The following is a 26687-nucleotide window of genomic DNA, read 5'->3' as shown; positions in this document are numbered from 1 at the left end:
TTATCAACGAAAGGAATACTCGTATGGAAAAACGAATTTCATTAAGTGTGTTGGCGTTGGTCATGTTCTGTGTGACCTACTCTGTAAACCTTCAAGCACCTCTTTACAGTGTTTATGCCGAAAACAGTAACATGGGCCCCGCGGCGGTCGCCATCGCCTTTGCTGCCTATGTATTGGGTCTATTGCCTACTCTATTAATGCTAGGGGGTATTTCAAATAAAGTAGGTAGGAAGCAACCCATATTCCTTGCACTATTGTTAAGTGCGGGGGCAACGGCATTGCTCGTCATTCAGCCAAATTGGACCTCGTTATTTGTCGCAAGACTGCTATTGGGTGTTGCTACCGCCTTAACCACAACCTCAGTCTCAGCGTATATATACGACCTTATTGATGAACGAGAACAAAAATTTGGTACGTTGCTAGTGGCCGCGTCTACGTCGTTGGGGTTTGGTAGTGGTGCACTTGCGACAAGTGTGAGCCTAAACGTAGCTGGCATGACAGTGCTGCCATACAGTTACCTCAGTCTATTTCTACTCGTTTCTTTGTTGTTGTTGTTGCTGGTTCGATTGCCGAGCAACCAAACCATAAAACCAAATCTCAAACTCATTACATTGCCTTGCTTCCCCACCAACACGTGGTCGTATGGTTTAGGCATGATGTTAGCTTGGGCTACAACGGGTATGGTCATCGCAATCGTACCAATACTTCTCAATGAGATGGGTTTAAGCGATTGGACTGGCTTAATGGTTTTCCTATCTATTTGCACTGGTTTTTTGACTCAACACATTGCTAAACGCTTGCACCCAAACTCAAGCCTAATATTGGGATGTTTCTTTACGGTATTTGGGTTTAGCCTCATAGCACTTGGCTACTATCATGAATCTATCACGATCATTCTTTTCGGAGCCAGTTGCACTAGCCTTTCAAGTTATGGTTTCACATATATGGCGGGGCTACTTAAGTTTACGAGTAACCATAACATCGACAAGGCAAGCTCTACGGCTGGCATGTACATCTATTCTTATGTCGGATTTTCGATACCTGTAATTACGTCCGGATTCATAGCGCAGCGCTTCGGTAACTGGATGGCGATACTCAGTTTTCTAACACTTCTACTGGCTCTTTGTTTCATTATTGTCGTCGGAAAGTTGATAGAAGGGAAGAAACAAACTCACTTTATGAAAGTTAAGAGCTAGGAAGGCTGAATGTCAGACTCACAGATTTCGCTCATTACAGGAGCAAACAGAGGGATCGGTTTTGAAATTGCAGCAGAACTTGGCAAGCAAGGTCATAAGGTACTGCTTGCTGGTAGAAAAGCAGCAGCAATTAAAGAGGCTGCTGCTAACCTGAACCTCCAAGGTATCGAAGTCTATTGCTTATGTATGGACATTACCGACGACAAATCTATCAAAGAAGCCGTCCATATCGTTGAAACCTTGTTTGGTAAGGTCGATATACTTATAAACAACGCAGCAATAAGGGTTGAAGAATATGGCACACCGCCGTCTGAACAACCACTCATAAAATGGTTTGAAACGTTCAATACAAATTTGTTTGGTACGGTAAACGTAACCCGCAGCTTTTTACCTTTACTCAAGCGCTCAATGAAAGGAAAAATCCTCAATGTATCGAGCTTATTGGGATCGGTGACGTTACATAGTGACACCAAATCATACGCATACACGGATGAATTCAAATCTCTACCAGCGTACAGTGCCTCAAAAAGTGCCCTCAATTCTTGGACTGCTCACCTCGCCTATGAGCTTCGAGATACCTCGATAACGGTAAATAGCATCCATCCCGGCTATACAAAGACCGACTTAAACGATGGCGATGGGATGTTAACCCCAAAAGAAGGAGCCCTCACAGCGATAAAAGTGGCACTTGATGCTGACAGCTTAGTGAGTGGTCAGTTTATTCACATGGAATCCCTTCTTCCCTGGTAGTAAAAGGAATAGTTAAATGCTCGCAACAAAGAAAGTCGCTTTAGTCTCAGATAGTGATAGCCTAGCTGTCGACTATGATATGCCTTATATTCTGGACGCTTTTAAGCGTACTGACGTGGAAGTTGATGTGATATTTTGGGATAGCCCCAACCACGATTGGGCTATGTATGATGTGGTTGTCCTGCGATCACCGTGGACCTATATGGAGAAAATTGAGCCATTCATTGAATTTTGCCAACAAGTTGAAAATTGTTCAGTACTGCTCAATCCTCTATCGGTGATCAGATGGAACTCAGACAAGAGTTATTTGAAACAACTCGAGAAGCAGGGTGTCCCAATTGTCCCGACAGAAATCATCTACTCAGAAACTGAGATTCAAGCAGCCGTTGCTAATCTTCAAGATAACTACTGGAAAGTTCACGAAGTCGTGATTAAACCAACAGTTGGTGCCTATTCATTCGGTGTCATTCGTCTGTCCATCGAAGATTTAGACAAAATAACTCAGCATGTGCGTTACCTATTAGGACTAGGTAAGGGCGTCATTATTCAACCATACCTACATACGATTGAAGAGCATGGTGAAACGAACATGATTTACTTTGATCATACGTACTCACATGCGATTAAGAAGGAACCTTTGCTCGCACAACGTGGTGAGACTAAAACGCCGGACATGGAATTTCGCAAGCTAAAAGAAGCGAATAGTGAAGAGAAGGCGTTGGCGAAGCGTATATTGAGGTTAGTACAAAGCAATCTTGGTCTTTCTCAACCACTTCTGTACGCGAGATTAGACTTCATTGAAGGTAAAAATGGTCGGCCGCTGCTGCTGGAACTTGAGATAACCGAACCATCACTAAGCCTACCACTTACGCCTGAATGCGTTGATATATTTGTGCAGTCGATTATTGATAAAGCCCCAAAGCCTGTATATATAAAGGATTCTTTGTAACTGCCCTGGTTACCTATAAGCAGTTAATCGGTCTTCGAACATAATTATAAAGCGGTTCAGAACTTGTCGCCATTTGCTTATATGGGCATCGTCCATTGTACGGAGACATCCTGGATCGCTAAGAAGATCGTCTTCCCTGCCACTTCATCCGTTGGGAATAGCTTACTTTTGTTGACGGCTTTCGAGATAAAAAGTGACGGATAAAAATTTAGCCTATGAAGTTTCTGGACAAAAATAAATCAGTACCTTTGCTAAATTAGAAAGTCATGAATAACTACAGGTATGGAAAGTCACTTAATTTGGTGTCCAGTCTTGGCTGTGCAGATCATTGTCTATCTTTACCATCCTGTTTAATGTATTTGCGATAGGCTCATTATGGTCGCATAACACTCGGTAAACACACATAATGAAAGGAATTTATCTATGATATTTAAAGGAATCAGTGCTTTCCCGATCACCCCGATGTCGGATGAACGAATCGACGTGACCGCTTATAGTCAGATTCTTGGCCGTTTAATTAACGCAAGGGTTGATTCTATATGTGCCTTAGGGTCAACAGGTTTATATCCGTATTTAAACGCATCAGAGAAACATAACGCGATTGCTACAGCAGTTGAAATGGCAGGAGAAATTCCTGTCTTGGCTGGCATCGGGTCGCTACGATTAAGGGATGTGCTTGCTAATGCTGAGCAAGCAGAGCAGCTCGGCGTAAAAGGTCTTTTACTCGCGCCTATTTCTTATCATCGGTTATTCGATGAAGAAGTCTATGAACTCTATCGACGTGTATCGGAGAGCGTTTCGGTACCTATCTGTGTATACGACAACCCAGCTGCTACCCATTTTACCTTTAGTCACGAACTCCATGCTGAGATTGCAAAGCTAAAAATGGTGCAGTCAATAAAGTTCCCTGGTGCGCAATTTGAAGATCAGGGTGGATGCCGAGTTCAAGCTCTCAGAAAACTACTGCCAGGCAATGTAACGATTGGAGTTAGTGGTGACGTATTCGCTTCAAATGGCATTCAAGCAGGATGTGACGTTTGGTATTCCGTCCTAGCAGGTTTGTTCCCACTCACCGCTCTATACTTATTTAAGCAAGCCAAAATTTCTTCCCCTGCGCAAGCGAAAGAACTCTCTCTAAGATATGACAGACTGTGGCAATTGTTCTCAGATAATCTCGGTGCCATGAGGGTGATGGTCAGTGCGGCAGAAATATTAGGCTATGCTGAATCCCCATGTTTACCAACCCCTTTGACAGGATTAGATAGTGAATCCAAGCTCATTCTGCAAGAAATTATCTCAGAGTTAGATCTCGCTTAACACTATATGTAGAGTGAAATTTCTTACGGGATTTTTCGACCCAAAATCAAGATGGCAAGCTTTGGAGCAAAACCGTGTCAGTGTTTTTACTAATCTAGCTGCCACGGGTAAAATGTGATCTACCCTGTCAGCACGAAGCTGGACACTTCTGAGTTACGAACCATAGAACATCCTGACTTTGCGGATTACTTCTAGTATTACAACCATACGACCACCCTGCATGTTGTTGGCCAAATGCCCTTATCCACTACAGATGGCAATTGCCGACAACAAAAAACTTATACCTAATAAGTCAAAACCTAAAACATCCTCTTTTAGAAGGTAATATCCAGAAACAATACCAATAATAGGTATAACCAAGATATTTAAGTTAGCTGACATCATCAATATACTTCGGCACTTCTGGTAGGTTATTTCATCGAAGAAGACTACCAGTTCATCTCAATATCTATCTGCCTAGGTTTTATCTTGATAACTAACTAATGTATTAAAGTACCTGCCAAGCACTTTATTAAAATCACTAATATAACCACCTACCGAGGTAGGTGGTTTTGAGAGAGAAATCTAAGACTCAGACGTTTGCCGCTAAGGAACAGAGACACACGATGCGTAAAGATAGTCGTCGCTCGGCATAGTGAGCCCAGAGTGACCATTTCTGAGAGATATATTGGCATAGCCCGGACCACGAGACGTTGATGTCCAGTAATTTATCCTGACTGCCCAGCCACGAGCAGTAAACATATTTCCATTTGTGTTGAATAGTCCCCTTAACTCATTCACAGTAGCTAAACGCCAGTTGGTTCGTCCTGCAATACTCTTGGAATTATATGTGTCACACAATGAATCTGCGTTATTCCAATCGAAAATATAGAAATCCCCAGTAGGACCTGAAGTTCCTATTTCTTGTGTAAAACCTTTATTTGTACTGCCTCCTCTACTATCTAGGAACGTTTTGGATGGTGAATTTGTAAACAATTTCCCACTACCAGTATCGAAGATGTCAAGACATGAAGCTCCCGTACTCCTACATGCATAGACCTCCACGTCCACTGTGTTACTGGTGACTCCGTCTAGGAAAGCCTCAACCGTCGTGGTGGCGACTGTGTCCCCAGACAATAAACCAGTAGGCGTGACCGTTGCTGTCTGTGGTTCATCCGGTGTCCACGTGACCGAACGGCTGACATCTGATGAGGTCCCATCACTGTAGGTCGCTGTTGCAAGTAACTGTTGTGTTTGACCTTTCGCGACTAAGACCTGTGAAGGCGTGACGGTGAGCGAGGTGACGATGGCATTGGTCACCTCCACGTCCACTGTGTTACTGGTGACTCCGTCTAGGAAAGCCTCAACCGTCGTGGTGGCGACTGTGTCCCCAGACAATAAACCAGTAGGCGTGACCGTTGCTGTCTGTGGTTCATCCGGTGTCCACGTGACCGAACGGCTGACATCTGATGAGGTCCCATCACTGTAGGTCGCTGTTGCAAGTAACTGTTGTGTTTGACCTTTCGCGACTAAGACCTGTGAAGGCGTGACGGTGAGCGAGGTGACGATGGCATTGGTCACCTCCACGTCCACTGTGTTACTGGTGACTCCGTCTAGGAAAGCCTCAACCGTCGTGGTGGCGACTGTGTCCCCAGACAATAAACCAGTAGGCGTGACCGTTGCTGTCTGTGGTTCATCCGGTGTCCACGTGACCGAACGGCTGACATCTGATGAGGTCCCATCACTGTAGGTCGCTGTTGCAAGTAACTGTTGTGTTTGACCTTTCGCGACTAAGACCTGTGAAGGCGTGACGGTGAGCGAGGTGACGATGGCATTGGTCACCTCCACGTCCACTGTGTTACTGGTGACTCCGTCTAGGAAAGCCTCAACCGTCGTGGTGGCGACTGTGTCCCCAGACAATAAACCAGTAGGCGTGACCGTTGCTGTCTGTGGTTCATCCGGTGTCCACGTGACCGAACGGCTGACATCTGATGAGGTCCCATCACTGTAGGTCGCTGTTGCAAGTAACTGTTGTGTTTGACCTTTCGCGACTAAGACCTGTGAAGGCGTGACGGTGAGCGAGGTGACGATGGCATTGGTCACCTCCACGTCCACTGTGTTACTGGTGACTCCGTCTAGGAAAGCCTCAACCGTCGTGGTGGCGACTGTGTCCCCAGACAATAAACCAGTAGGCGTGACCGTTGCTGTCTGTGGTTCATCCGGTGTCCACGTGACCGAACGGCTGACATCTGATGAGGTCCCATCACTGTAGGTCGCTGTTGCAAGTAACTGTTGTGTTTGACCTTTCGCGACTAAGACCTGTGAAGGCGTGACGGTGAGCGAGGTGACGATGGCATTGGTCACCTCCACGTCCACTGTGTTACTGGTGACTCCGTCTAGGAAAGCCTCAACCGTCGTGGTGGCGACTGTGTCCCCAGACAATAAACCAGTAGGCGTGACCGTTGCTGTCTGTGGTTCATCCGGTGTCCACGTGACCGAACGGCTGACATCTGATGAGGTCCCATCACTGTAGGTCGCTGTTGCAAGTAACTGTTGTGTTTGACCTTTCGCGACTAAGACCTGTGAAGGCGTGACGGTGAGCGAGGTGACGATGGCATTGGTCACCTCCACGTCCACTGTGTTACTGGTGACTCCGTCTAGGAAAGCCTCAACCGTCGTGGTGGCGACTGTGTCCCCAGACAATAAACCAGTAGGCGTGACCGTTGCTGTCTGTGGTTCATCCGGTGTCCACGTGACCGAACGGCTGACATCTGATGAGGTCCCATCACTGTAGGTCGCTGTTGCAAGTAACTGTTGTGTTTGACCTTTCGCGACTAAGACCTGTGAAGGCGTGACGGTGAGCGAGGTGACGATGGCATTGGTCACCTCCACGTCCACTGTGTTACTGGTGACTCCGTCTAGGAAAGCCTCAACCGTCGTGGTGGCGACTGTGTCCCCAGACAATAAACCAGTAGGCGTGACCGTTGCTGTCTGTGGTTCATCCGGTGTCCACGTGACCGAACGGCTGACATCTGATGAGGTCCCATCACTGTAGGTCGCTGTTGCAAGTAACTGTTGTGTTTGACCTTTCGCGACTAAGACCTGTGAAGGCGTGACGGTGAGCGAGGTGACGATGGCATTGGTCACCTCCACGTCCACTGTGTTACTGGTGACTCCGTCTAGGAAAGCCTCAACCGTCGTGGTGGCGACTGTGTCCCCAGACAATAAACCAGTAGGCGTGACCGTTGCTGTCTGTGGTTCATCCGGTGTCCACGTGACCGAACGGCTGACATCTGATGAGGTCCCATCACTGTAGGTCGCTGTTGCAAGTAACTGTTGTGTTTGACCTTTCGCGACTAAGACCTGTGAAGGCGTGACGGTGAGCGAGGTGACGATGGCATTGGTCACCTCCACGTCCACTGTGTTACTGGTGACTCCGTCTAGGAAAGCCTCAACCGTCGTGGTGGCGACTGTGTCCCCAGACAATAAACCAGTAGGCGTGACCGTTGCTGTCTGTGGTTCATCCGGTGTCCACGTGACCGAACGGCTGACATCTGATGAGGTCCCATCACTGTAGGTCGCTGTTGCAAGTAACTGTTGTGTTTGACCTTTCGCGACTAAGACCTGTGAAGGCGTGACGGTGAGCGAGGTGACGATGGCATTGGTCACCTCCACGTCCACTGTGTTACTGGTGACTCCGTCTAGGAAAGCCTCAACCGTCGTGGTGGCGACTGTGTCCCCAGACAATAAACCAGTAGGCGTGACCGTTGCTGTCTGTGGTTCATCCGGTGTCCACGTGACCGAACGGCTGACATCTGATGAGGTCCCATCACTGTAGGTCGCTGTTGCAAGTAACTGTTGTGTTTGACCTTTCGCGACTAAGACCTGTGAAGGCGTGACGGTGAGCGAGGTGACGATGGCATTGGTCACCTCCACGTCCACTGTGTTACTGGTGACTCCATCTTTAGTGGCTGTGATCTTTATAAATCCTAACGCTTTGCCAATTAATTGTCCCGGTTCTACAAAATATCCAATGTTCTTGTTATTAGAGCGCCAAATGCTTAAATCAGTTAGCACCTTTGAAGAGTGATCAGAATAATAACCTACTGCGACGAAAGCTTTTTTGTTCCCCTTCCTCATCGTTAATTTACTTGTTCCCCGAATTCCTGATGAGGAGACGCTAATATCGATCCGTTCTAATGTTATTGCTGGTTTTACATCAACCTCTTCTGACAATTCTAAATTACAACCTGCCAAGAAGAGTATAATTAATATATAAAGGGAGATAATTTTATTCATGGCTATAGCTAGTATGGTTATAAATTAAAAATGATTCTTATAAATTCGATTAATAGCAGAGGAAATGACAATCATTTAAGATAATTAATCAATTATTTAACATAAAGCAATGATTTTATATTTTTAATTAATTATCTTTATTTATAAATATAATCATGAATAAACCCTGTATTTCGCTTTCAAATAGTACTAACTTTAGCGTTTAAAATTGGCAGATAATTAATTAAAAATAAATAATAAAAATCCCCCCCCCCCATACAGTATTGATAGTGTTAACGTATTTTAACTAAAGAGAAAGAACTAAGCTGAGCTCAGCTGCAAGGAGATTATCAACAATGGTTTATCAATGGGCAGTATTTCGTCATCAGCATCCTATTTTCGGGGGAGGATGTGAACTATTTGTTGTCCTGCTCGCTTTTTTATCAATAGCCTTACCTCTAATATGTGAAGAAAGCTTATTAATACTAGGAATATCTTTAGGACTTGCCATCATCTGCTTTACTCTATTTTTACTTTTTGCCCAAAGTGACAAGATCCGAAGGTCTATGCCTAGCTAGAAAAATGCTATTAAGTCCTTAAAAAACTAGGAGCTCTTCCCTCGTTTGCTTGGGTTTTCAGCATATCTATCTAAGTGACTACTCACCGCCTATTGGGCGATGCTTCTTATTTCGTTAGCCATTGCTCGATAGTATCAAGACTTACGCAGCTTCCATAAGCAGAGACGATTATCCAACCGCCTTTAATTCTAGAAGGCCTTTATCACGGATATTAAGGGCGGCGTTTAAGTCACGATTTATGTCTGTAGTGCCGCCTGATGGACAATCCCACTTGCAAACCGATAAGGGCATTTCTTCCACTTTATGACCGCAACAACAGCACGTTTAGAGCTTGCGTCCCACTGATTTAGTTTAACTAGATATTTGCCTTGCTCTTTTAGTTTGTACTCCAACTTAAAGACAAAACTATGCCATGAGGCGTCCGCTATGTGTTTCGCCAGTTTGCGGCTTTTCATCATGTTTGTTGATTTCAATGTCTCAATTATCACCGCTTGGTTTTCGTCAACGAGAGTTCGAGAAAGCTTATGTTGAAAATCAGCACGAGCGTTAGCCACTTTTTCGTGGCATTTGGCAACGAGCAATCTAGTTTTTGCTCGATTGGCACTGCCTTTTGCTTTTCTAGATAGCTGACGCTGCTTTCGTCTGAGATTCTTCTCAGCACGTTTTACAAATCTTGGGTTAGCTGTCTTTCTACCGTTCGATTCAATAGCAAAATGAAATAGACCTAGATCAATACCAGTTACCTTGCTTAACGTAATGCTCTTAACCTTGCCTACAATCTCACGGTGATTATTCGCCTCTACAGGCTTTATTTTCGGGAGTTTGATGCACCATCAAAGACTTTTACACCAACACAGTGATAGCTCGATTGCTTACCGTGTCTACGTTTGAATGTGGGTACTTGGCTTTCAACTTCGGATTAAAGAAGTTATCAAAGGCTTGGTGACGATTGAGTACAGATTGCTGCAAGACGGTTGAATCATCTTGCTTCAACCAGTGGTATTTACGCGATTTCTTGGCAACTGCAAGTAGTGGCTTGATGTCCTTTTTAGGATTCAGTAAGTTTTGAAAAAATCACCACTCCAAGACAAAGTTGCTTGGTAGTTACAATACGCATAATCGCCTGGTGCTCACAAAGAGCAAAAGCGTTGCTCGTATAACAAACCCGAACCGATTGAATGCCGAAAACGACTGGAATATCGAAACAAAATTCAGACCTATTGATGGCCTTACCTTATGAGGGTTTGATGCCGTCGCGCATCAGCCGACCTTAATCGTTATACAGACAAGAGAGTAAACCTTTGGCCGACGCGCGATGCTCGGAGGTTGTTTCTGTCGTCTTTTCCGTTTTCTTCGCATAGGCGTCGTCTTCTCGCATTTGTTTAATGGTGGTAGCACAGTCACACACTCTGATACTCACCCCTCCCCCCGGTGCCTTTAGTATTAAGAAGTCGATTGAATTCACCCAAATCACGTGCCTGGATATGTCAGAGGAAACCGTAGAACGTATTTTCATGTGACCCTCTAAACGCCAAAACGCACATCAAAACAAAACCCTGAGCACTTAAACGTCCCCTCCTCCGTTTGCACGAATCGCAACGCTGGAAACACAGACCCGTAAGTGGTGTACAGAATAATGTGATCCGCTCGCTCGTGAAGAAACCATTCACCAAAGCCAGCGCCATTTAATTCAATGAAAAAGTCACGGATTTCATGGAAAGCAAAACGACGCGACACCAATTGCGGAAACTGCTGCTTGATAGCTTCAACGAACCCTTGGCCTTTTAACGACGCGATATCAGCCTGTTGCTCTGGCGACTGACGACGACTGAACATTTTTAAACGCTGGATTTTGGAAACCCAATCAGACTTTCTTTTCGCCTCATCACGACACTTTTTGACTTGATAGCGCAACTTCAAGACCGCCAAAGATCTAGAGACATCATTTTTTGGTGAGCTTTCGTGCCCAGCGGCGAAACGCTGGTCGCTGAACTTTGATTTAGAGAGAGTTAGGCTTGAGTGTCGTTGTACCATGAGGAGTTTCCTTTCTGTTTGAGTATCACTTTTATGGAGCCGCTTGGCTGTCCGGCAAACGTTCTTGGTTCTCAAGGACAAGGGCGCGAAGCGTTCATATACCCTTGTCATTGGGGTTCAGAACGATCACGGTTAACAGCCTGTGAGCCCATCAAATGATGTGAGTCGAAAGGGAAATAGGCACATAAGACAATAAGCCTTTACTCGAACTTAATTAAAGTCAGTGAAAGGAGTGAGGAAGCGCAAGCGTTCTGGCCACGCCTTCGAAATAGGACGTTCTTCATCTCAAAGCCAGCCTCAGACAATTCTAGAGGGGTGATGAGGCTACCTTTTGCTCCGGTAAAGTGATTAGCTAAACAAACGAGGTCTTCCACGATCACCTTGCTTGGTCCGTTGCCATTGTTGGATCACTTTTTCATCAATCCAAAATGTCAGCCGACCCACGATTGCAGGGGTTGGGGTGTAGATTTAACCACACTGTATTTACATTAATATCAAATTTCTCTTTTACAGGGGTCCTGTCACCCCCAAAATACAGGCTAAAAATAACAATAATCTAAACTTTCTTATCTTGCTATCGCTTCAATTAATGCCAACCCACCACCTAATCGCAAAATTTTTGATTTAAAAGACTAGTAAAATCAAAGAAATGTCATTCTCAATACTCGATTGGACTCACTTGTAAGGAAAACATAATTGATAGTTAATTTATTAGTATTCGGTCTGCATTAAGAGTTAGGTGGAGCCTCGTTTAACTGATTTTAATCAAAGGTAGTAATATATGTACACAAGGACAAGAATACTGTTCTATTTGAGTTGTTTTTTTCTCTCCTTTAATGCTAGAGCGATCGATTTATCAAATAGTTACGTGACATTTTATGAGGGACCACAATTGAGTGATCAAGCATTTCTCTACCCTATACTTAGAGAGAAAGATACTCGGGAGCTCACCTATCTTGATGACCTCATTTTAGATTCTCTGAGAGGTGGGAAGTTGGGTTATCAATATTTTGATTCCGGTGGAACGAGCGCAACTTGTCAGGGGTCCAGAGGTGGTTTCATACCAATAGGCAAGAAAACCACCGTAAGAAATCTTAGAGTCCCGTCTTGCTACAACAGCTTAATCATGCGTACGCGCTTATGTCTTTATGACAAGGACAACAAGTATATTGGAGGAAATTGTACAGACTCTTACTATGGCCATACTTTTAATCCTTTAACAGAGAAGCCTAGTGACTATAGGTACAAGAAAAATGGGACGTTTGAGGGATGTGAGTTGAACCCGGTAAAAGTAAAGCTAAGTGACATCTATGAGGATTCGGCTTTAGCCCCTGAGGCAATACATACGTACTTTCCTATTGGAACTTGTCGCGCGGTGCATTTAGAAAGTCCTGACTATAAAAGTTTTACCTCGATTCTCTCTCAGATGCATCCTAAAATATATAAGCGCTTAGGACCTAAGTGCACAGTTCTAGAAACTGAACCAGTGTCTCTAGCCCATACTAATGGGACAGTTATTCATCCTAGTATCAAACCTACAAAAGTAGGTTGCTTATAATTTTTTGCTATGTGTAGTGGTCAACTGAAATTGGCCACGGTTTTAGAGGGTACCCAAGACAATCTCTCTGATTCATTAGGTGTGAGGCCACCATTATAGTGATGTGGCCTCAATTGGCTGTAATAGCCAATGATGTATTGGATAATTTATTGTTGAGCCTCAGAAAAGCTACGATAACCTACTGTTGGGATCCACTCCGTCTTTAAGCTTCTAAAGAAACGTTCCATTGGAGCAATCTCCCAGCAATTTCCTCGTCGAGATAAACTTTGTTTTATCTGAAAACGCCACAGTAACTGACGATATTTTCTACTCATCTAGTGACTGTCTTGCTCGCTGTGGAATGTAGCCCCTTTAGGCTTTCCTCTACTGATGTCTCGGTAATTGACAGCTAATCGAACCAAGCGTTTTCATTAGCTTTGTTGCTAGATAACGGCTCAGAGCTACGCCTTGATTTATCACCAGATCAGCAATAGTTCTCGCTCCCGAAGAGCCATTGCTTACCGCTGCGGTCCTCACCTCGCTTGCGGTCACCCCCTCATAAATTCCGTTGTGGAAGGTCATTAATGGCGACGGCAACATACAGCGATAACACTTCATACGATGTAAGCGATTCCTTGACGTGGACGTCGAATGAGCTGAGCACGGCAACGATGACACCTACTGGCTGGTTGTCAGGGGTTGCGGTTGGCAGCACGACAGTCACGACAGCTGAAGATGGAGGCATCACCACTCACACAATCGACGTGAATGTGTTCACATGTAGAGTTACTGGATCTTCATGTCTTGAGAGCTTCGATACTGGGAGTAGGAAGATGTTTATCAACTCACCATCAAAAATATTCCTAAATAGCCTCGGCGGAGAAAATATTGGTTTTACAAAAAAAAGGAGTTAAAAGGGTTATTTAATACATACGGTAATATGTTTATCGTGCGAGTCTAGGCGCTCAGGATAAATTACTGGTCAGGGACGAATCGAGGTCCTGGTTTGAGTGTAAGACTCAAAAATGGCAGCGAAGGAACCAGTATGCCAGCGCCCCCTGCGTCTCAGACCCTTCACGGTTGAACCCTCGCGCTTGTGATTCTAGCCCTAAACCACCGACTAAAGTAGGGGGTTCTTTGTATAGTTTTGATGTCTTCCCAACCTCGCCCCTTTTTTCATCCCAGTCTTCATAGCAACTAGAATCAATAGCTCTAGGGTGACCACGTTCCAAGAAAGCGGCGCAATCTCGCGTCATAAGCACCGCCTCCAGCTCCCCGTATTTGTTTGAGTAAGATCGGGAGCACTTATCTCTACGCACGTTTTTGTCTTGCATGAGACCTCGACTTGCTTTGCTCTGAGGCTGATACAAGTATAATCCGGACAAATGAGCCAACCTAAATGTTCAGGCGTCCTAAGTGAGACTTTCGGAGTTTTTCCTGGCGTTTTGCTTTTAGTTGGCGAACCCACGTAGACTTACCCACATCCATGAATTGGGCTGCTTCAATGACCGATTCAAAAAATTAAATTTTTATTTAATTACCTATAATTAAATAATTAAACCATAGAAAAAACTTTAACATTCCATTCAATTTATTTGGGAAGATAACTCCTTTAAAACCTAAAACATTGGTTTCGCTCTCCAGTTAAATAGAGGGGGAATTTAACTATGAAATTATTAATTACTCTTCATAAGGTTGGAAAATTTGGGGGGAAACCCTAGGCCGTGGGATTAAAAGCTAGATCCCAGATTCGCTTGATAGAGTGCACCTCTCTTGCAAAGGGCTCGTTATAGTGAGCCTTACCAGCGCAGCACGTTCGCGAAGTGAGCTTAAACGACCAACATGATAAAAGCGGCAAGAACTGCCTTATGGTTATTAATTTTTTGGAGTTTACGATGCGGTTAATGATTTCAGCTGTGGTGGTGGTTTACATAGGCTATTTCTTTCCAAGTTATGTCCTGCTTGATTACTACCTGAGCATTACCCGAGAGTGGGCATTAAATCCGACTTTGGATCGAGCACTCTACTCTGCTTTCGCCTACTATTTTCTACCTGTTATCGCTTTTTTCGTGCTATTTGTTAGTGCTCGGCGAGATAAGCATTGGAAGCAGTACTTAACCTCTTGGCCCAGAAACGTATGTACATGGGGTGAAGGCGCGTTGATATTGATTGGGGTGATTTCATTAAATTCCGTATCAAATTATCTTCAATATATTATTTTTGATTGGTTTTCCCCGGGATCTTGGCAGGCCCAATCCTACAATTTTACCCCTTTATTTTCGGCCTCTGATGGCGTAATTGATTGGTCGAGTGTGTTGCGAAGCGCTCTAGACGGTGTGCTCATTTCTCCCGTGATAGAGGAGCTCCTGTTTCGTTATTTGTTGTTTGTTATTTTCAGGTCCATTTTTGGGGTTACTAACGCCGCATTACTCTCAAGCTTAATATTTGCTTCAATACACCAGTGGGCGCTGGACGCATTTATGTCTGGGGCGTTTCTATGTTGGGTCTTTGAGCGATATCGCCGCCTAGGAGTAGTCATTGTCATTCATGCTTGCCATAACCTGTTTATTTTACTTTATGATCTTGTCTATTATTTAAGCACTCAGCTTCACTTTAACCCTTGGGAGGCGGTTGATATTAGTATTATTGCGTTGCAAGTGGGGTATCTAGTGATTTTTTCACTATTTATTGATTATCAGCGTAGAGGGTTTAAGGAGAGGTAAGGTTTATACGGGGCGGTCTACTTTACGCCTTTATTTTAAATTCACTTGGTTGAGTTTTAGCGTGCTTTGGTTGTCAGCCACTTTTCTCCTCCATCATAAAAGTGAAATGAACGCTACGCGATTTTCACAATGAAAACAGTGCTGCCAAGAGGGAGTAAGGAAAGGATATTTAAAAGTTAGTGAGTGGTCTAAGCAAGCAATTGTCTTGCCTAGCTTCTCCGTTCCCTTCAAATCTCATTTTTAATTATAGTTAAATAATAAGTGTTTTTTTACCCAATCCTATAGCTTTGTTGATTCATCAAAAACCTATGGTTAAATAATATGCGAAAAATAATTGAAACTCAGTCAGCCCCTAAAGCTATTGGCCCATACTCTCAAGGGGTGATTTCTGGAGGGCTAATTTTCACTTCCGGACAGCTACCGCTTCACTCACAATCAGGCTTGATGGTTAAATCCTGCCTTGAAAAACAAACGACTCAATGCCTAGAGAACATGAGAGCCATTTTGCTACATGCGAATACTGATGTGTCAGACGTAGTGAAAACAACCGTTTATCTTACCGATATGGTGAGCTTTTCAATTGTGAATGAAATTTATAATGATTTTTTCATTAAACATGGTGCCAATTATTTTCCCGCAAGAACCTGTATCGAAGTGTCAAAACTCCCTCTCAATGCCATGATTGAGATAGAGGCCGTTGCTGTCGCACCTTAGCCGTTAACGTTTCGTAATTTTTTAGCTCCAGGGTGCCTATGTCGTAATTGTCATCAACAGCGCGAAAAATCCGAATGAGAGCATATTTGGTACGCTTAACTACTGAGCAAATTGATTCCTTAAAATCAAACTTAGATAGTACCTTCTATTGGTTTCAAGAAGGTACTGTGCTCAACTTCCTTGCGATAGCAAAATTAAAGAGCATGTTGTAGAACTACTAAAACATCGAAAATAAGACACCTAACAAGGCCATCTATACCTCAGGAGGAAAAATGGAAAAGGTCATCCGAGAACTGGCTAAAGAAGTAGGTCGAGTTATTCAAAAACCAGAAATGAAAACTGACTTTGTAATCAAAGGTCTCGGCATACGAAGAGGTGAAGAGGCGTTAATCTATCGTATTCCCTCTCATTCTAAAAAAGCGTCTTTCTATGAAAAAGGAGTGACTCTCTCTGAATTCCAGTTCGCTTACGTACATTTAAAAGAATCGGGTTATTTTACGAGAGCTTGGTTTAATAAAAACCTCTCTGCTTGTGCAAAAGAAGGGGCGTGCAATTTTACAACAATAGGCGGGGTTTTTAGCATTTTAGGTGTGGCAGAATACACCTCAAAGGCGACCTATCAATTAAAGGCATAACAAACTGTTTAGTGTAACTCCCAACGCTTTGCATTTCTCTCCACTAAACTTACTAGACTCAAGTGATTCAATAGTATCACTTGAGTCTTCTGTTGGAGTCCTTCTCATGAAAGTCGAGCTTGTTACTTCCCTTAAGCGTCAAGCGACCAAAACCCTCACAGACCTAGCCAGTGCTGTTCACCGAACATGGGACCCCCTCTACGTATCTGGTTGATGTGGACACCAGTTTATGCAAAACCGTTTGGCTATTCTCGAAGGGCTTGCTGGCGGTGAACTCGCAATCTCAAAGGCAAAGCACTGGGTCCTGATGAAGCAAGGAAAAATGTCAAAATGGCTGAAGGGATTTGGAGTGAGCCCGCGTTATCGACTCTCAATAATTCGCGGAATACATTGCCCTTGAAAACCTGCTCGCTGCCAAACAACTCGTTCAAAACATCTTCGAAAGAGTCGAACGCCTCAGCTAATTTCCCGAGTCTGGGCGTCTTCCTCCTGATCTTAAACACCTCAATTCTCGTGAATTCGTGGTTAATCCTTGCCGTGTTTTTTACCAAGCTAAAGGTGTGCATCTTTAGTTCAGCTGAACTAACCGTTGAACTAAAAACGTCTCAAGACGCTCTTGAAGTACTCGACCGTGATCAGTTTACCTTAATGAACGACCCCACGGCTATACGGCTGAGACGGGAAAAATTATCGTTATAAAACAAGGCAAAGTGACGTTTTCTGTTGAGGCCCAGAGGCTCATCAGCCCGTTATTAACTATCACGAACACCACCGCTGAAAATGTGTTGCTCACTTAATGAGACGGAGCGGAACAATACGAAAAGCGATTGCTTAAAGTGATAGAAGGCTTAACTTGGCGACACAAACGGTAAGTATTTTAGTTCTTCCCCAAGTTTGGATTTTAAAAAACTCAATTATACCGTTAATGAGATGAAATATAATGTGGTGCGGTCTTACGCAAAAAGCATTCAAGCGCTAGAGTAGAATGCCCCGATGGACGGACATTATGCAAATTTTCGACAACAAGATGGTGCGAGAAAAATGACAGTGTTGGTAGACAATATGACCGTTATTGCAAGGATTTAGCAAAGCTAACCGTCCCCGAATTAACTGCGCTCACCAAGGAGCATGGGGAGTTCTATTCATACTTCCCAACGCTTCATTTCTTTTGGACGTCGAGTAAAATTGCGCCAGAAATCACCACGCAATCCGCCGGCGCTTCAGAGTTTCTGTCTATCACTTGGTTCTCAAGAATTTCAAACATCCATAAGAGCCATTCTTCTCTGGCCATCTGTGTACGGAACATTCAAGTTCCGTCGGCAACGCTATCGAAAGGCCGAGGGCTGGCTCGGCTTTTCAATGTCTTTATTAACGATGTTTACTGGGGCTCCAAGGTTTCGCCAGAGCGATGAAAACGCTGGAAATTTACTTCTTTCTAGGGCCACTCTGTATGAGCCTCAGCGATCCGAGGGATTTGGTTTCCATGAATTGACCCATTGCCGCCCAATGGGCAATGGTTTGGGACGGGGTCAGTCCAGAGCTTTTGGCGGCTCTGAGTGCTTGTTTGAACAACACTTGATCGATATAGACACTCACTTTCATCACTAATCCTTCTTGTTCATGCTTACTTTATTTAAATTTACTCGGAACCCAAGATTTTGCCGCTAGAGTTTATTTTAAAACCGTCCTAATAGGGCTCGATCGGCAAATAACCACGCCCCTCAGCGCTCGGGTTGCTCGTCCTTGACCGTGATTTGAATCTTTTGGATGGGTAATTTTAAAATTAATAAGGCTAGACGCCGTCAAAAACGGGCAGCGCTTCGAACAGGACTAGTACGTTGATAACGATGATGCTCACACCGTAGATAAACACACCAACCAACACCAACTCTCCTCCAGGCACTTGGTAAGCCTTCGATTTTTTCTGATCTTCTTCACTCTCTTCAAGGTTGTTAAACGCTGGTCTTTGTAGTCTCGATTTCCTTACTAACAATGCCGGTACGATACATGCCCAAATCGCAGCGGCAGACGCTGCATAACCAATTGCGCTAAGAAAACCAAAAGGAAAAAGAAGAGAAAAAATAAGAGGCGGAATAAATGTAACCGCCCAGGTCTTGGTTCTTCCTTTGGAGGTAGCATCAAATTGAAAAAGATCGGCCAAAAAATCAAACACACCCAACCCTACCCCAATAAAACTCGACAAAATGGCCGCCGCTGAAAAAGCACTAATGACATTTGATAGGGTTTCTTCAGCCAACACTGCTTTTAAGCTGATGAGTAAGATGTCTATATTTCCACCTTCTGCAATTATAGGGCCGAAGCTAATTCTTGGTAAATTACCATAGATACTTAATAGCCAAATGGTGTAGATAAAGAACGCCATGAGCGTTCCGCCTACAATCGCCCTTTGTGCGAGCCTTTCATCAAGGTAGTAGTCTCGCAGAGTGGAGACGCTGTGCTGGTATCCAAATGAAGTTAAAGCAATAGGGAAAAACCCCCATACGTATTGCGCATACTCAAACTTTAAGTGAGCAGTATCCAACAAAGTAACAAGATTAACATTAAACCAAAGGCCAGCAGTCCCAAAAATAAAGCTGATAATCATAAATAGCATCAACACCATGGAAATGCGGTCAACTGTTTTTGTTGAATGCCAAACTAGTCCAGAAAAGATAAGCACAAAAAGGATAGAAGCTAGTTTAGGGGAAAGGCCAAAGTACTCCTTAATGATCAGTCCAGATGAAGTGATGTAAGCGTACAGTAAAATCCCTCCCACAAAGTAGATCATTAAGTTATTAAAAAAATTAACCTCTTTTCCTAACAAATCTTTTGTGATGGAAGAAAAAGACGACCTGTATGGATAATCTTTTAAAACTTCGAGTAACATACAACCACTGGTTGTCATAATGAGCATAGTGAAGAGCAAAGCCATTAAAGCACCGATGGTCCAGACCCCAGCCCCTGCAGCGGGAAGTCCAAGCATACCAGCGCCGACGCAAATACAAGCGACAATACAGGCTCCTCCAATCATTGAAGGCGGGGTTGTGCTCCTTACCTGTTTCATACTAGACATAAATAAATACCTTTCTTTCGTTAGTTCAATTGCTCTTTTAGACTGCTCCCCTTACAAGCTAGGAGGCACAAAAAAGCGCTAGAACCTAGAATCTAGAACTTAATTTTAGGAATGACATATTAATTAAATTCTAAATTAGCCTAATATTTCTACCTAGTTAACCTAACTAAAAAATATTGTTTCGATGTTGAGTGCAGAAGGTGTCAAAATCGGGGGGGATTTAAGGTTCGTCAGAGAATGCGTGAAGCTGGTTAATGAGTAATCAGCCAGGTTCGCATCGATATAAACATGCAAAATTGGAGAGGCTAGACGCGATGATCTTACTTAGATTGGGTCTGGTTCGAAGTAGACCTACTTAAGCCGACGCGTTGTGGAATGGTCTTTATCAGATAAGCCTGATGCCACAATTTCAGGCAAGGAAAGATATGAGCTATTACTTGATGAGTTACTACAATCGGCCTCGGCCTCAGCACGCAACTCATGGGCTGTCGCCAGTAAATGCCGAAAATAGGCTTAAATCAGTGTCCGAAATGTTGACCACTTACACTTAACAGAATAACGTCTATCTTTTGGGGGGTCAGCGTGGTTTTTGTCTACGAGAGTTCGAGAGAGTTTGTGTTGAAAATCAGCGCGAGCGTTAGCGACTTTTTCATCGCATTTAGCTAATAGCAATCTAGCTTTACGAGATAACTACTTCTGCTTACGTCTGAGGTTCTTCTCAGCACGCTTTATAAATCTGGGGTTAGCTGTCTTTCTGCCGTTCGATTCAATAGTAAAGTGAGACAGACCAAGATCAATACCTGTCACCTTACTCACTGTATGAAGCAAACTAGGCGCTTCCACTCCATCATCAACAAGGATAGATGCGTAGAACTTACCTGTTTTACTCAACCTGACAGTAATACTTTTAACTTTACCTACAATTTCACGGTGAATGTTCGCCTCTACAGGTTTCATTTTCGGAAGCTTGCGGTACATATGCGACTTTAAATGTAGAGCTTTGTGGTTCGCAAAACGCACAACGCCAAACTGAGCTATTAAAAACTCAGATTGCTCTTACGTTGGGTAAATGCGTGCCTTAGTTGCTCTTAACACTCAAAATCCTTAACTGTATTCATGAACAGTCGTATATCAACTGCTTCGGGCTGTCTATCTTAAAGTGCTATCGCACTTTCGCCTTATCTCCCCGCCCTCAGAGCTGGCGAGGGTTTACGGCGTGATTGCTAAAAAATCAATTACTCCCAGGACTGTGAAAATTCTTGATCTTTAAAGGCAGCAGCGAGGCCTGTGACTTGCTGTAATCGTAGAACTTCATCTTTATCCATTCCCAATTCGTAACAAATTTTATGATTTGCCCATCCCATCTCTTTGAGTTGAATAATCAGATCTGCAATCAGTTCAACTTGGTGTGAGCCACGCGCCAGGTTATGGCGAACAGAAGTCGATATGCAATTTTCTTCAGGCAAATTAAGGACCACCGCGGGGATGTACCCCGTTAGGGTTTGCAGCTCTGGGTGGTTCAATAATAATTGATAACGATGAAACCCATCGATGACAACGTATTTTTTGACCGAAGTATTCAAACGATTAACCAAAATAGGCATAGTTAAACCATTTTTCTCCATCGACGTTTTTAGGAGTTTGCTTTCTGGAGGCGCCATTTTATTTGGGTTGTATTGATTAGCTTCTATTTCATCAAGTGGGATCATTTCAACATGACAAGCTGGCGGTAAATCAGGAATAAGCTCGATGAGTACTTTGGCTGCTTTATTGTAAATTGCGACCTTATCAATGACTTGTTTGTCCGTGTTATTGATAGATTTCAACGGCTTCTTGGTGCGATGCTGATAAGCTAGAGTAGGTTCACTTTCCATTCGTATCACTCTTCTTCTCCATAGAGGGCATGGTATTGTTTTGCTAAGGACTTGTTGTACCCAAAAGAGAGTCCTCGGCACCAATAGTCATTTTTAATCAGTACTTTACAAATTCTTCTCCAACTAGGAACTTGCTTCCTAGATTCCAATTTACTCTCTGCGTAATCAGGGATGCAGGTCACTCCTTTTTGAGGACCGTTTTTACGCCACCACTGTAAGAACTTAAAAATTCGGTCTCGGTAATGTTTTTCTACATGTGGCGGCATGGTTTTCAGAAGGTATTTACTGTATTGCCGGTAGCTAAGCCCCGGTGGTAATTCAAAGCGATAATAACCAAGGATACGCCCCTGACTTTTTGAGTATCGAGCACCAAAGTTACATCCTTCTACTCTGGCAACTAATTTTTGCCAGGTATCAGGTTCTAATATTTGATATAGCCACAGCCCTTTTCTTTGCTCATCGCCAAAAGGTTGGCAAAGCCGCTGCTGTGAAAGAGGGACGCCGGCCTTATGCATTAAGTCGTAAATACGGTTGTAATCCCAACTAAAGCGGTAATTCGCAACCCAAATATCTTTAGTTTTCCAATCGTATAAGGGATAAGCCATATACACATTTGGCTGCATTTTAGTCGTCCAATATTTATCTGAAAATTTTTTTTTGGACCTATTTTTAATGGTATTGAAGCGATGTAAAGATTCATCAGCACGTATACCGATTAACACAGCGATTGGCTCACCCCTTTCCTTTTGGTACCAATGAGCAAACTTAAAAACAAAGTCTTCAAACTCCATCCCGTTTTGGAAAAAAGGGAATACATCCGGGTTTGAAATCACGCCTTTATGCGGTGGTCGGTCCCTGACCCATTGCGCTTCTTTAGCAGGATCCCAACAAAGCCATTTAGGCTGAAACTGTGAGATTGAATTCCTTAAGCTGAGCGGTAAACAAACCCAATAGGGGTTAATTTCTCCGTCCAGTACCATGCGCTCAATGAAGGCATGAGTTTCATGATACTGAGCTTCAAAGTCCACGATGAGTACATCGACAGGTAATCGACCACGCTTTTTCGCTTCTTGAATAGTCAGATTTAAAAGGACGCCAGAGTCTTTCCCTCCAGAGAAGGAAACATAGAAATGGTTAAAGTTGTCGAAAAGATAGCAAATTCTTTGTCGAGCGCCTTCAAGCACATTGTATTTTTGCTGAATTTTATCTCGAGAGAAATCGCCTTCTCTTCTTTTTTTACTGGCAATCATGATTTCCACAATGTCATTAACTACTCAAATAAAAATAAATAACTTTTGCATTTTTTATAAATTAATTATTAATAATTAATTTATTTATAAGGGCAATATTGAAGAAAAGCTCTTCCGAATTTCAAGCTCGGGAGAGCTTTGAGAGACTAGAAACTAAAGTGAAGATTACCTCTTAAACCAATAATCCAACTGTCATCAGCTTCTGAGTTCTTCGGTAAAGAATAAAGATATTGAACATTAGGAGTTAACGAGAGCGCACCCCAGTTCATTCGGTAATAGATTTCAGAGTTGTAAGAGTCATCAGCTACATTAGCAGAGTTGGGCTTAGCCCAACCCAAGGCGATGCCTAGCATGCCAGGTCCTGCCTCATACCCAGTACCAAACACGACCGAAGATTTGTATAGAGCCTCAGGTCCTTGCGCGACACCGGCTCTGAAAAATGGTATCCATGAGCCGGTTTTATATATGGACGACCAATTTGCGCCATAGTTTTCGCTAGCTTTCTCTTTTCCATCACTGTGCCAAACTGTTAGGTGTGAATTCTTCAAATAAAAATCGTCTTTCGACTCCACCCAACCTATTTCTAGGGACTTAAAATATTGATTATCATTGATGAACTGTTCAACACCATCGAAAGGCTTAGTCGAATCAGCTTTTGCATCAGAGAAACTTGCATAAAAATAATAGTTTTCCGACATCATATGGCGTAGAACGCCGCCGAATGTTGATTCATCTGGGATTGGGATAGAACCGGAACCGGTACTAAACTGTAAGTTAGAAAAACCATAGTAAGGGTTACCCAACTGATAAGTATCAACATAATCAGTTGCATCTAAAAAACCAACCATCATATCAGTAGATTGTTTATTAAAGGTTTGTGTCCAATAAAGATTCGTTAACCTTAAACCTATATCACTAAAAGCTGGTTGGATTACACCAAACCCTCCGACATTCTCCATGACAAATTCAGAGGGCGTACTCTCTGTATAACCGTGCTTATGATCAACCCTCAGCTGCAAAGCTCCGGTATCACTCTCTTTTTGGTAAGCTCGCCAATTCAATGTAATCCGTGCAATACCAGCTGCCGCACTGCTGTCTTTGTTCGGCAAGCTCTCACTGGACGTTAAACCAAAAACATAATAATCCACAGCTCCCTTTAAATCCTGGTCTTCAGCCGCATGAATCAACGTTGGCGTAACAAACACAACCGATCCCACAAGCGTTAGCCAAAAACGCTTAGTCTTTTTCGTAAATGCTACATTCTCAATCATATCAATAACTTCCTTTTTTTTTCATCGAAGTTGTACGACTCAGCTCAACTTTCATTGTTAGTCAGGAGTTATTAAGAGGGATTTGAAAAATGAATACTCGTAATTAATAGGTAATTTAAGCGCTCTCCTTTATCAACCTGTCACAATCATTTATTTAAAATCGAAAACACCTCAATTTTTTATACCAACATCAAAAATTGAGGTATATACTATTTCTTATCCCTACCCGGAGGCAGAAATGGATAATCAAAACACTACAAACACATTTCAAGCGCTTAAAATCGGTGCAGACGCTTACATTCAGCGTCGTAATCAACGTTTACTGGCCAATCATCGCAAAGAGCTGCGTAACTTTACCCGAGCAGAAGCCTCGGCCTACCTTGGCATTGATGCAAAAACGCTTGATCGGTATGTTACCGCCGCTGCGATAGATCCCCGTCGTCATGAAGACTCACAATGGTCGATCGATATCGCGGAAATGTACAAGGTACGTAACTTACTACCAGATAATCTACGTAAAGACGCTAAGTTCATACGCAGTGAGCAGCAAAAGGCGCAAGTGATGGTTATCCAGAACCAAAAAGGCGGTGTTGGTAAAACCGTTTCTGCCGCGACTATCGCATCAGGTTTAGCGACCGAGTTTCATCAAGAGTATCGTGTTGGTCTAATCGATATGGATGGCCAAGCCACGCTATCGATGTACTACGCGCCCGAAGCCGAGCAAGAAGGTAACTTGTCTGTTGGTGACTTGATGATGAAAACGTTCGACCTCGATGAAGGCGAAACCGTTGATCAAGTCATCTCTGAAGCCTTTCTTGAAACTACCATTCCAAACCTGCGCATTTTGCCTGCCGCGCAAAGTGACCGAGCGATGGAAGGCTGGTTTCATGAGCAAGTATTCAGTCAAACCTTAAATTCACCTTATTCACTACTTAAAGACATCATCGATAGTGTAAAAGATGAGTTTGATATCATTATTATCGACACCCCTCCTTCACTAGGTTATGCAACCTTCAATGCGTATTTTGCCGCAACGAATGTGGTCTTCCCATTGTCGATTACCGAAAACGACATTGATGCTACCTGCTCTTACTTCAGCTACATTCCTCAGGTGTGGGCCCTGTTAGAGAACGCCAACCATGAAGGCTACGACTTCATGAAGATCTTACTGACTAACCATCGTGATAGCTCAACCACTACCGAATTAATGAACAACCTGTACGACAACTTCTCTCCTTACTTGTACTCAAAAGAGTTTAAGCATAGTGAGGCCGTTCGTCAGTCATCTTCCCTACTCTCGACGGTGTTTGATATGTCGAAAAGTGAATACCCGAAAAGCAAAGCAACTTTCCAAAGCGCGCAACAAAACAGCTATGAAGTTACAAGTCAGATCTTGCGCGATATTCTGAACGTTTGGCGTGAACAGGAGAACAAATAATGGCGAAGAAACGTGGCGGGAGCCCTTTAGGCAATGCTCCTGGTTCAGCTCAAGCGCAGCAATCAGCGGCCAAAGCAAATTTAGACACTCTAACAAGTCAACTCAGCACCGAGCTAGAGAAAAGCGGGCAAAACGCTGAAGACTACCTTAGAACTAAGTTTGGATTAGAGTCTGTTGGCCAGAAAATGGTTTGGCAATTAGCTTCTGGTTCAACTGCCACTTTCAATGAAGTTACACTGTCACACGAACAAGTTAAGCAGAACTCATTTGTGACCTTTGATGTTAATGGTCGTGACCAGTCTCTGTTAACCAAAGAATCATTGGAAGATTTGAACTCGTTAGAGTTTCAGCAGTTCTATCCAGCCGTTGGCCGAGAAATTAATGGTCGCATTGATATTCTTGATGGCTCTCGCCGTCGTGCTTGGTTTTTATTTCAAGAAGGTCGTGTAAAAACATTCCGAATTCTAGTCACTCAAAACGAGCTTTCTACCACCGATGCCAAAGCGCTGGCTAAGCAGCTGCAAACCGCCAAAGAGCACAACCAGCGTGAAATTGGTTTGCAATGTCAAACTCTGATGAAGAACGGTGAGCTAACTCAAGAAGATGCGGCAAAAATCTTAAATATTAGCCGTCAAGCGGTAGGTCGAGCGCTGAAAGCAGCCAGTATTGACAGTAAGCTGATTGCCCTATTCCCTGTCGTTAACGACTTGTCTCATGCTGATTACTCCCTCTTGGCTAAGGTGATGAAAGCGTTCGCCGATGACAAGAAAGCCTTGAGCAGCTTCATTAAAAAAATAGCCGATAATGCTGTCAACGCTCAGGCTGAGCAGAGCCAAGAAGACGCTAAAGACGCTCTGATTGCTTACATTAAAGTTGAGTTAAAGATTGTTGAAGCCAAGCAAGAATTAGACAAAGCTGTCATTACTCCTCTAGCAGAGTTCGACAGTAAAGGTATGTTTGCTCGTAAGCGTGTTAAAGGTCGAAACTTTTCGTATGAATTTGGTCGCTTATCAAAGGATGTCCAAGCTGAACTCGATAAAGCTATCCAATCAGTGTTAGGTAAACACCACCAATCAACTTTATAAAAAGAT

15 protein-coding genes and 7 pseudogenes are annotated in these 26687 nt (G+C 43.4%); 11 read left to right on the top strand and 11 right to left on the bottom strand.

Translation table 11 applies throughout. The annotated features are described in order from the left end of the window. Window positions 1-23: 23 nt before the first annotated feature. From LMH68_RS23495 to LMH68_RS23485, 3 genes are read left to right on the top strand one after another with little or no spacing between them, the layout of a single operon-like run. Window positions 24-1196 carry an MFS transporter gene (locus LMH68_RS23495; RefSeq protein ID WP_017100377.1) on the top strand — a complete coding sequence of 391 codons (1173 nt, stop codon included), beginning with the start codon at window positions 24-26 and terminating at the stop codon, window positions 1194-1196. Between the two features lie 9 nt (window positions 1197-1205). Then, window positions 1206-1946, top strand: a complete 741-nt coding sequence (locus LMH68_RS23490) for an SDR family NAD(P)-dependent oxidoreductase (RefSeq protein WP_017100376.1) — start codon at window positions 1206-1208, stop codon at window positions 1944-1946. A gap of 16 nt (window positions 1947-1962) precedes the next feature. After that, the gene (locus LMH68_RS23485) at window positions 1963-2895 is read left to right on the top strand and encodes an ATP-grasp domain-containing protein (RefSeq protein ID WP_017100375.1); all 933 of its coding nucleotides are present in this window, start codon (window positions 1963-1965) and stop codon (window positions 2893-2895) included. A 9-nt stretch (window positions 2896-2904) separates the two neighbouring features. On the opposite strand, the pseudogene LMH68_RS23480 reads toward LMH68_RS23485, so the two are convergent. Further along, a pseudogene (locus LMH68_RS23480) lies at window positions 2905-3083 on the bottom strand (IS256 family transposase); the annotation flags it as partial. A 235-nt stretch (window positions 3084-3318) separates the two neighbouring features. Between LMH68_RS23480 and LMH68_RS23475 the strand changes: the two are divergent. After that, a complete protein-coding gene (locus LMH68_RS23475) occupies window positions 3319-4212 on the top strand; it encodes a dihydrodipicolinate synthase family protein (RefSeq protein WP_017100374.1) in 894 nt (297 codons plus the stop codon). 585 nt (window positions 4213-4797) lie between these two features. Here LMH68_RS23475 and LMH68_RS23470 read toward each other — a convergent pair. The 5 genes and pseudogenes from LMH68_RS23470 to LMH68_RS23450 form a co-directional block, all read right to left on the bottom strand. Continuing rightward, window positions 4798-8121, bottom strand: a complete 3324-nt coding sequence (locus tag LMH68_RS23470; protein ID WP_413756240.1) for an Ig-like domain-containing protein — start codon at window positions 8119-8121, stop codon at window positions 4798-4800. Window positions 8122-9215: 1094 nt separating this feature from the next. Further along, window positions 9216-10106 (bottom strand): annotated as a pseudogene (locus LMH68_RS23465) (RNA-guided endonuclease TnpB family protein). A gap of 465 nt (window positions 10107-10571) precedes the next feature. After that, window positions 10572-11081 carry a hypothetical protein gene (locus tag LMH68_RS23460; RefSeq protein WP_102258285.1) on the bottom strand — a complete coding sequence of 170 codons (510 nt, stop codon included), beginning with the start codon at window positions 11079-11081 and terminating at the stop codon, window positions 10572-10574. Window positions 11082-12659: 1578 nt separating this feature from the next. Beyond that, window positions 12660-13143, bottom strand: a pseudogene (locus LMH68_RS23455) (integrase core domain-containing protein); the annotation flags it as partial. 871 nt (window positions 13144-14014) lie between these two features. Next, window positions 14015-14130, bottom strand: a pseudogene (locus LMH68_RS23450) (IS3 family transposase); the annotation flags it as partial. Between the two features lie 383 nt (window positions 14131-14513). On the opposite strand from LMH68_RS23450, the gene LMH68_RS23445 reads away from it, so the two are divergent. From LMH68_RS23445 to LMH68_RS23425, 5 genes and pseudogenes are all read left to right on the top strand, one after another. Continuing rightward, window positions 14514-15341 (top strand): CPBP family intramembrane glutamic endopeptidase, encoded by an 828-nt coding sequence (locus tag LMH68_RS23445; protein ID WP_016800044.1) that lies wholly within the window; start codon window positions 14514-14516, stop codon window positions 15339-15341. 321 nt (window positions 15342-15662) lie between these two features. Further along, window positions 15663-16055 carry a Rid family detoxifying hydrolase gene (locus tag LMH68_RS23440; RefSeq protein WP_016800045.1) on the top strand — a complete coding sequence of 131 codons (393 nt, stop codon included), beginning with the start codon at window positions 15663-15665 and terminating at the stop codon, window positions 16053-16055. 272 nt (window positions 16056-16327) lie between these two features. After that, window positions 16328-16690, top strand: coding sequence for a hypothetical protein (locus LMH68_RS23435; protein ID WP_016800046.1), 363 nt, complete (start codon window positions 16328-16330; stop codon window positions 16688-16690). A 106-nt stretch (window positions 16691-16796) separates the two neighbouring features. After that, a pseudogene (locus LMH68_RS23430) lies at window positions 16797-17030 on the top strand (prevent-host-death family protein); the annotation flags it as partial. Further along, a pseudogene (locus LMH68_RS23425) lies at window positions 17021-17250 on the top strand (type II toxin-antitoxin system RelE/ParE family toxin); the annotation flags it as partial. The pseudogenes LMH68_RS23430 and LMH68_RS23425, both read left to right, overlap by 10 nt. A gap of 1232 nt (window positions 17251-18482) precedes the next feature. Here LMH68_RS23425 and LMH68_RS23420 read toward each other — a convergent pair. The 5 genes and pseudogenes from LMH68_RS23420 to LMH68_RS23400 all read right to left on the bottom strand — a co-directional run bounded on the left by LMH68_RS23420 (window position 18483) and on the right by LMH68_RS23400 (window position 24158). After that, complete coding sequence (locus tag LMH68_RS23420) at window positions 18483-19763, bottom strand: aromatic amino acid transporter (protein ID WP_229648117.1); 1281 nt, start codon at window positions 19761-19763, stop codon at window positions 18483-18485. Window positions 19764-20342: 579 nt separating this feature from the next. Continuing rightward, a pseudogene (locus LMH68_RS23415) lies at window positions 20343-20741 on the bottom strand (RNA-guided endonuclease InsQ/TnpB family protein); the annotation flags it as partial. A gap of 257 nt (window positions 20742-20998) precedes the next feature. Next, window positions 20999-21637, bottom strand: a complete 639-nt coding sequence (locus LMH68_RS23410; RefSeq protein WP_017102340.1) for an IbrB-like domain-containing protein — start codon at window positions 21635-21637, stop codon at window positions 20999-21001. Window positions 21638-21642: 5 nt separating this feature from the next. Beyond that, window positions 21643-22887, bottom strand: coding sequence for a DUF3440 domain-containing protein (locus LMH68_RS23405; protein WP_102428347.1), 1245 nt, complete (start codon window positions 22885-22887; stop codon window positions 21643-21645). A 146-nt stretch (window positions 22888-23033) separates the two neighbouring features. After that, window positions 23034-24158 carry a carbohydrate porin gene (locus LMH68_RS23400; protein ID WP_017102338.1) on the bottom strand — a complete coding sequence of 375 codons (1125 nt, stop codon included), beginning with the start codon at window positions 24156-24158 and terminating at the stop codon, window positions 23034-23036. 238 nt (window positions 24159-24396) lie between these two features. Here LMH68_RS23400 and LMH68_RS23395 point away from each other — a divergent pair, with 238 nt between their 5' ends. Together LMH68_RS23395 and LMH68_RS23390 are read left to right on the top strand one after the other, a co-directional pair. Beyond that, the gene (locus LMH68_RS23395) at window positions 24397-25596 is read left to right on the top strand and encodes a ParA family protein (protein ID WP_016800054.1); all 1200 of its coding nucleotides are present in this window, start codon (window positions 24397-24399) and stop codon (window positions 25594-25596) included. Further along, window positions 25596-26681: a ParB family protein gene (locus LMH68_RS23390; protein ID WP_017102337.1), complete on the top strand. Its 1086-nt coding sequence runs from the start codon at window positions 25596-25598 to the stop codon at window positions 26679-26681. Before LMH68_RS23395 ends, LMH68_RS23390 begins: the two co-directional genes overlap by 1 nt. Window positions 26682-26687 lie beyond the last annotated feature (6 nt).

This window comes from Vibrio sp. F13 (assembly GCF_020806305.2).
GTDB lineage: Bacteria > Pseudomonadota > Gammaproteobacteria > Enterobacterales > Vibrionaceae > Vibrio > Vibrio crassostreae_C.
This window is presented reverse-complemented; position numbering and strand designations above follow the sequence as displayed.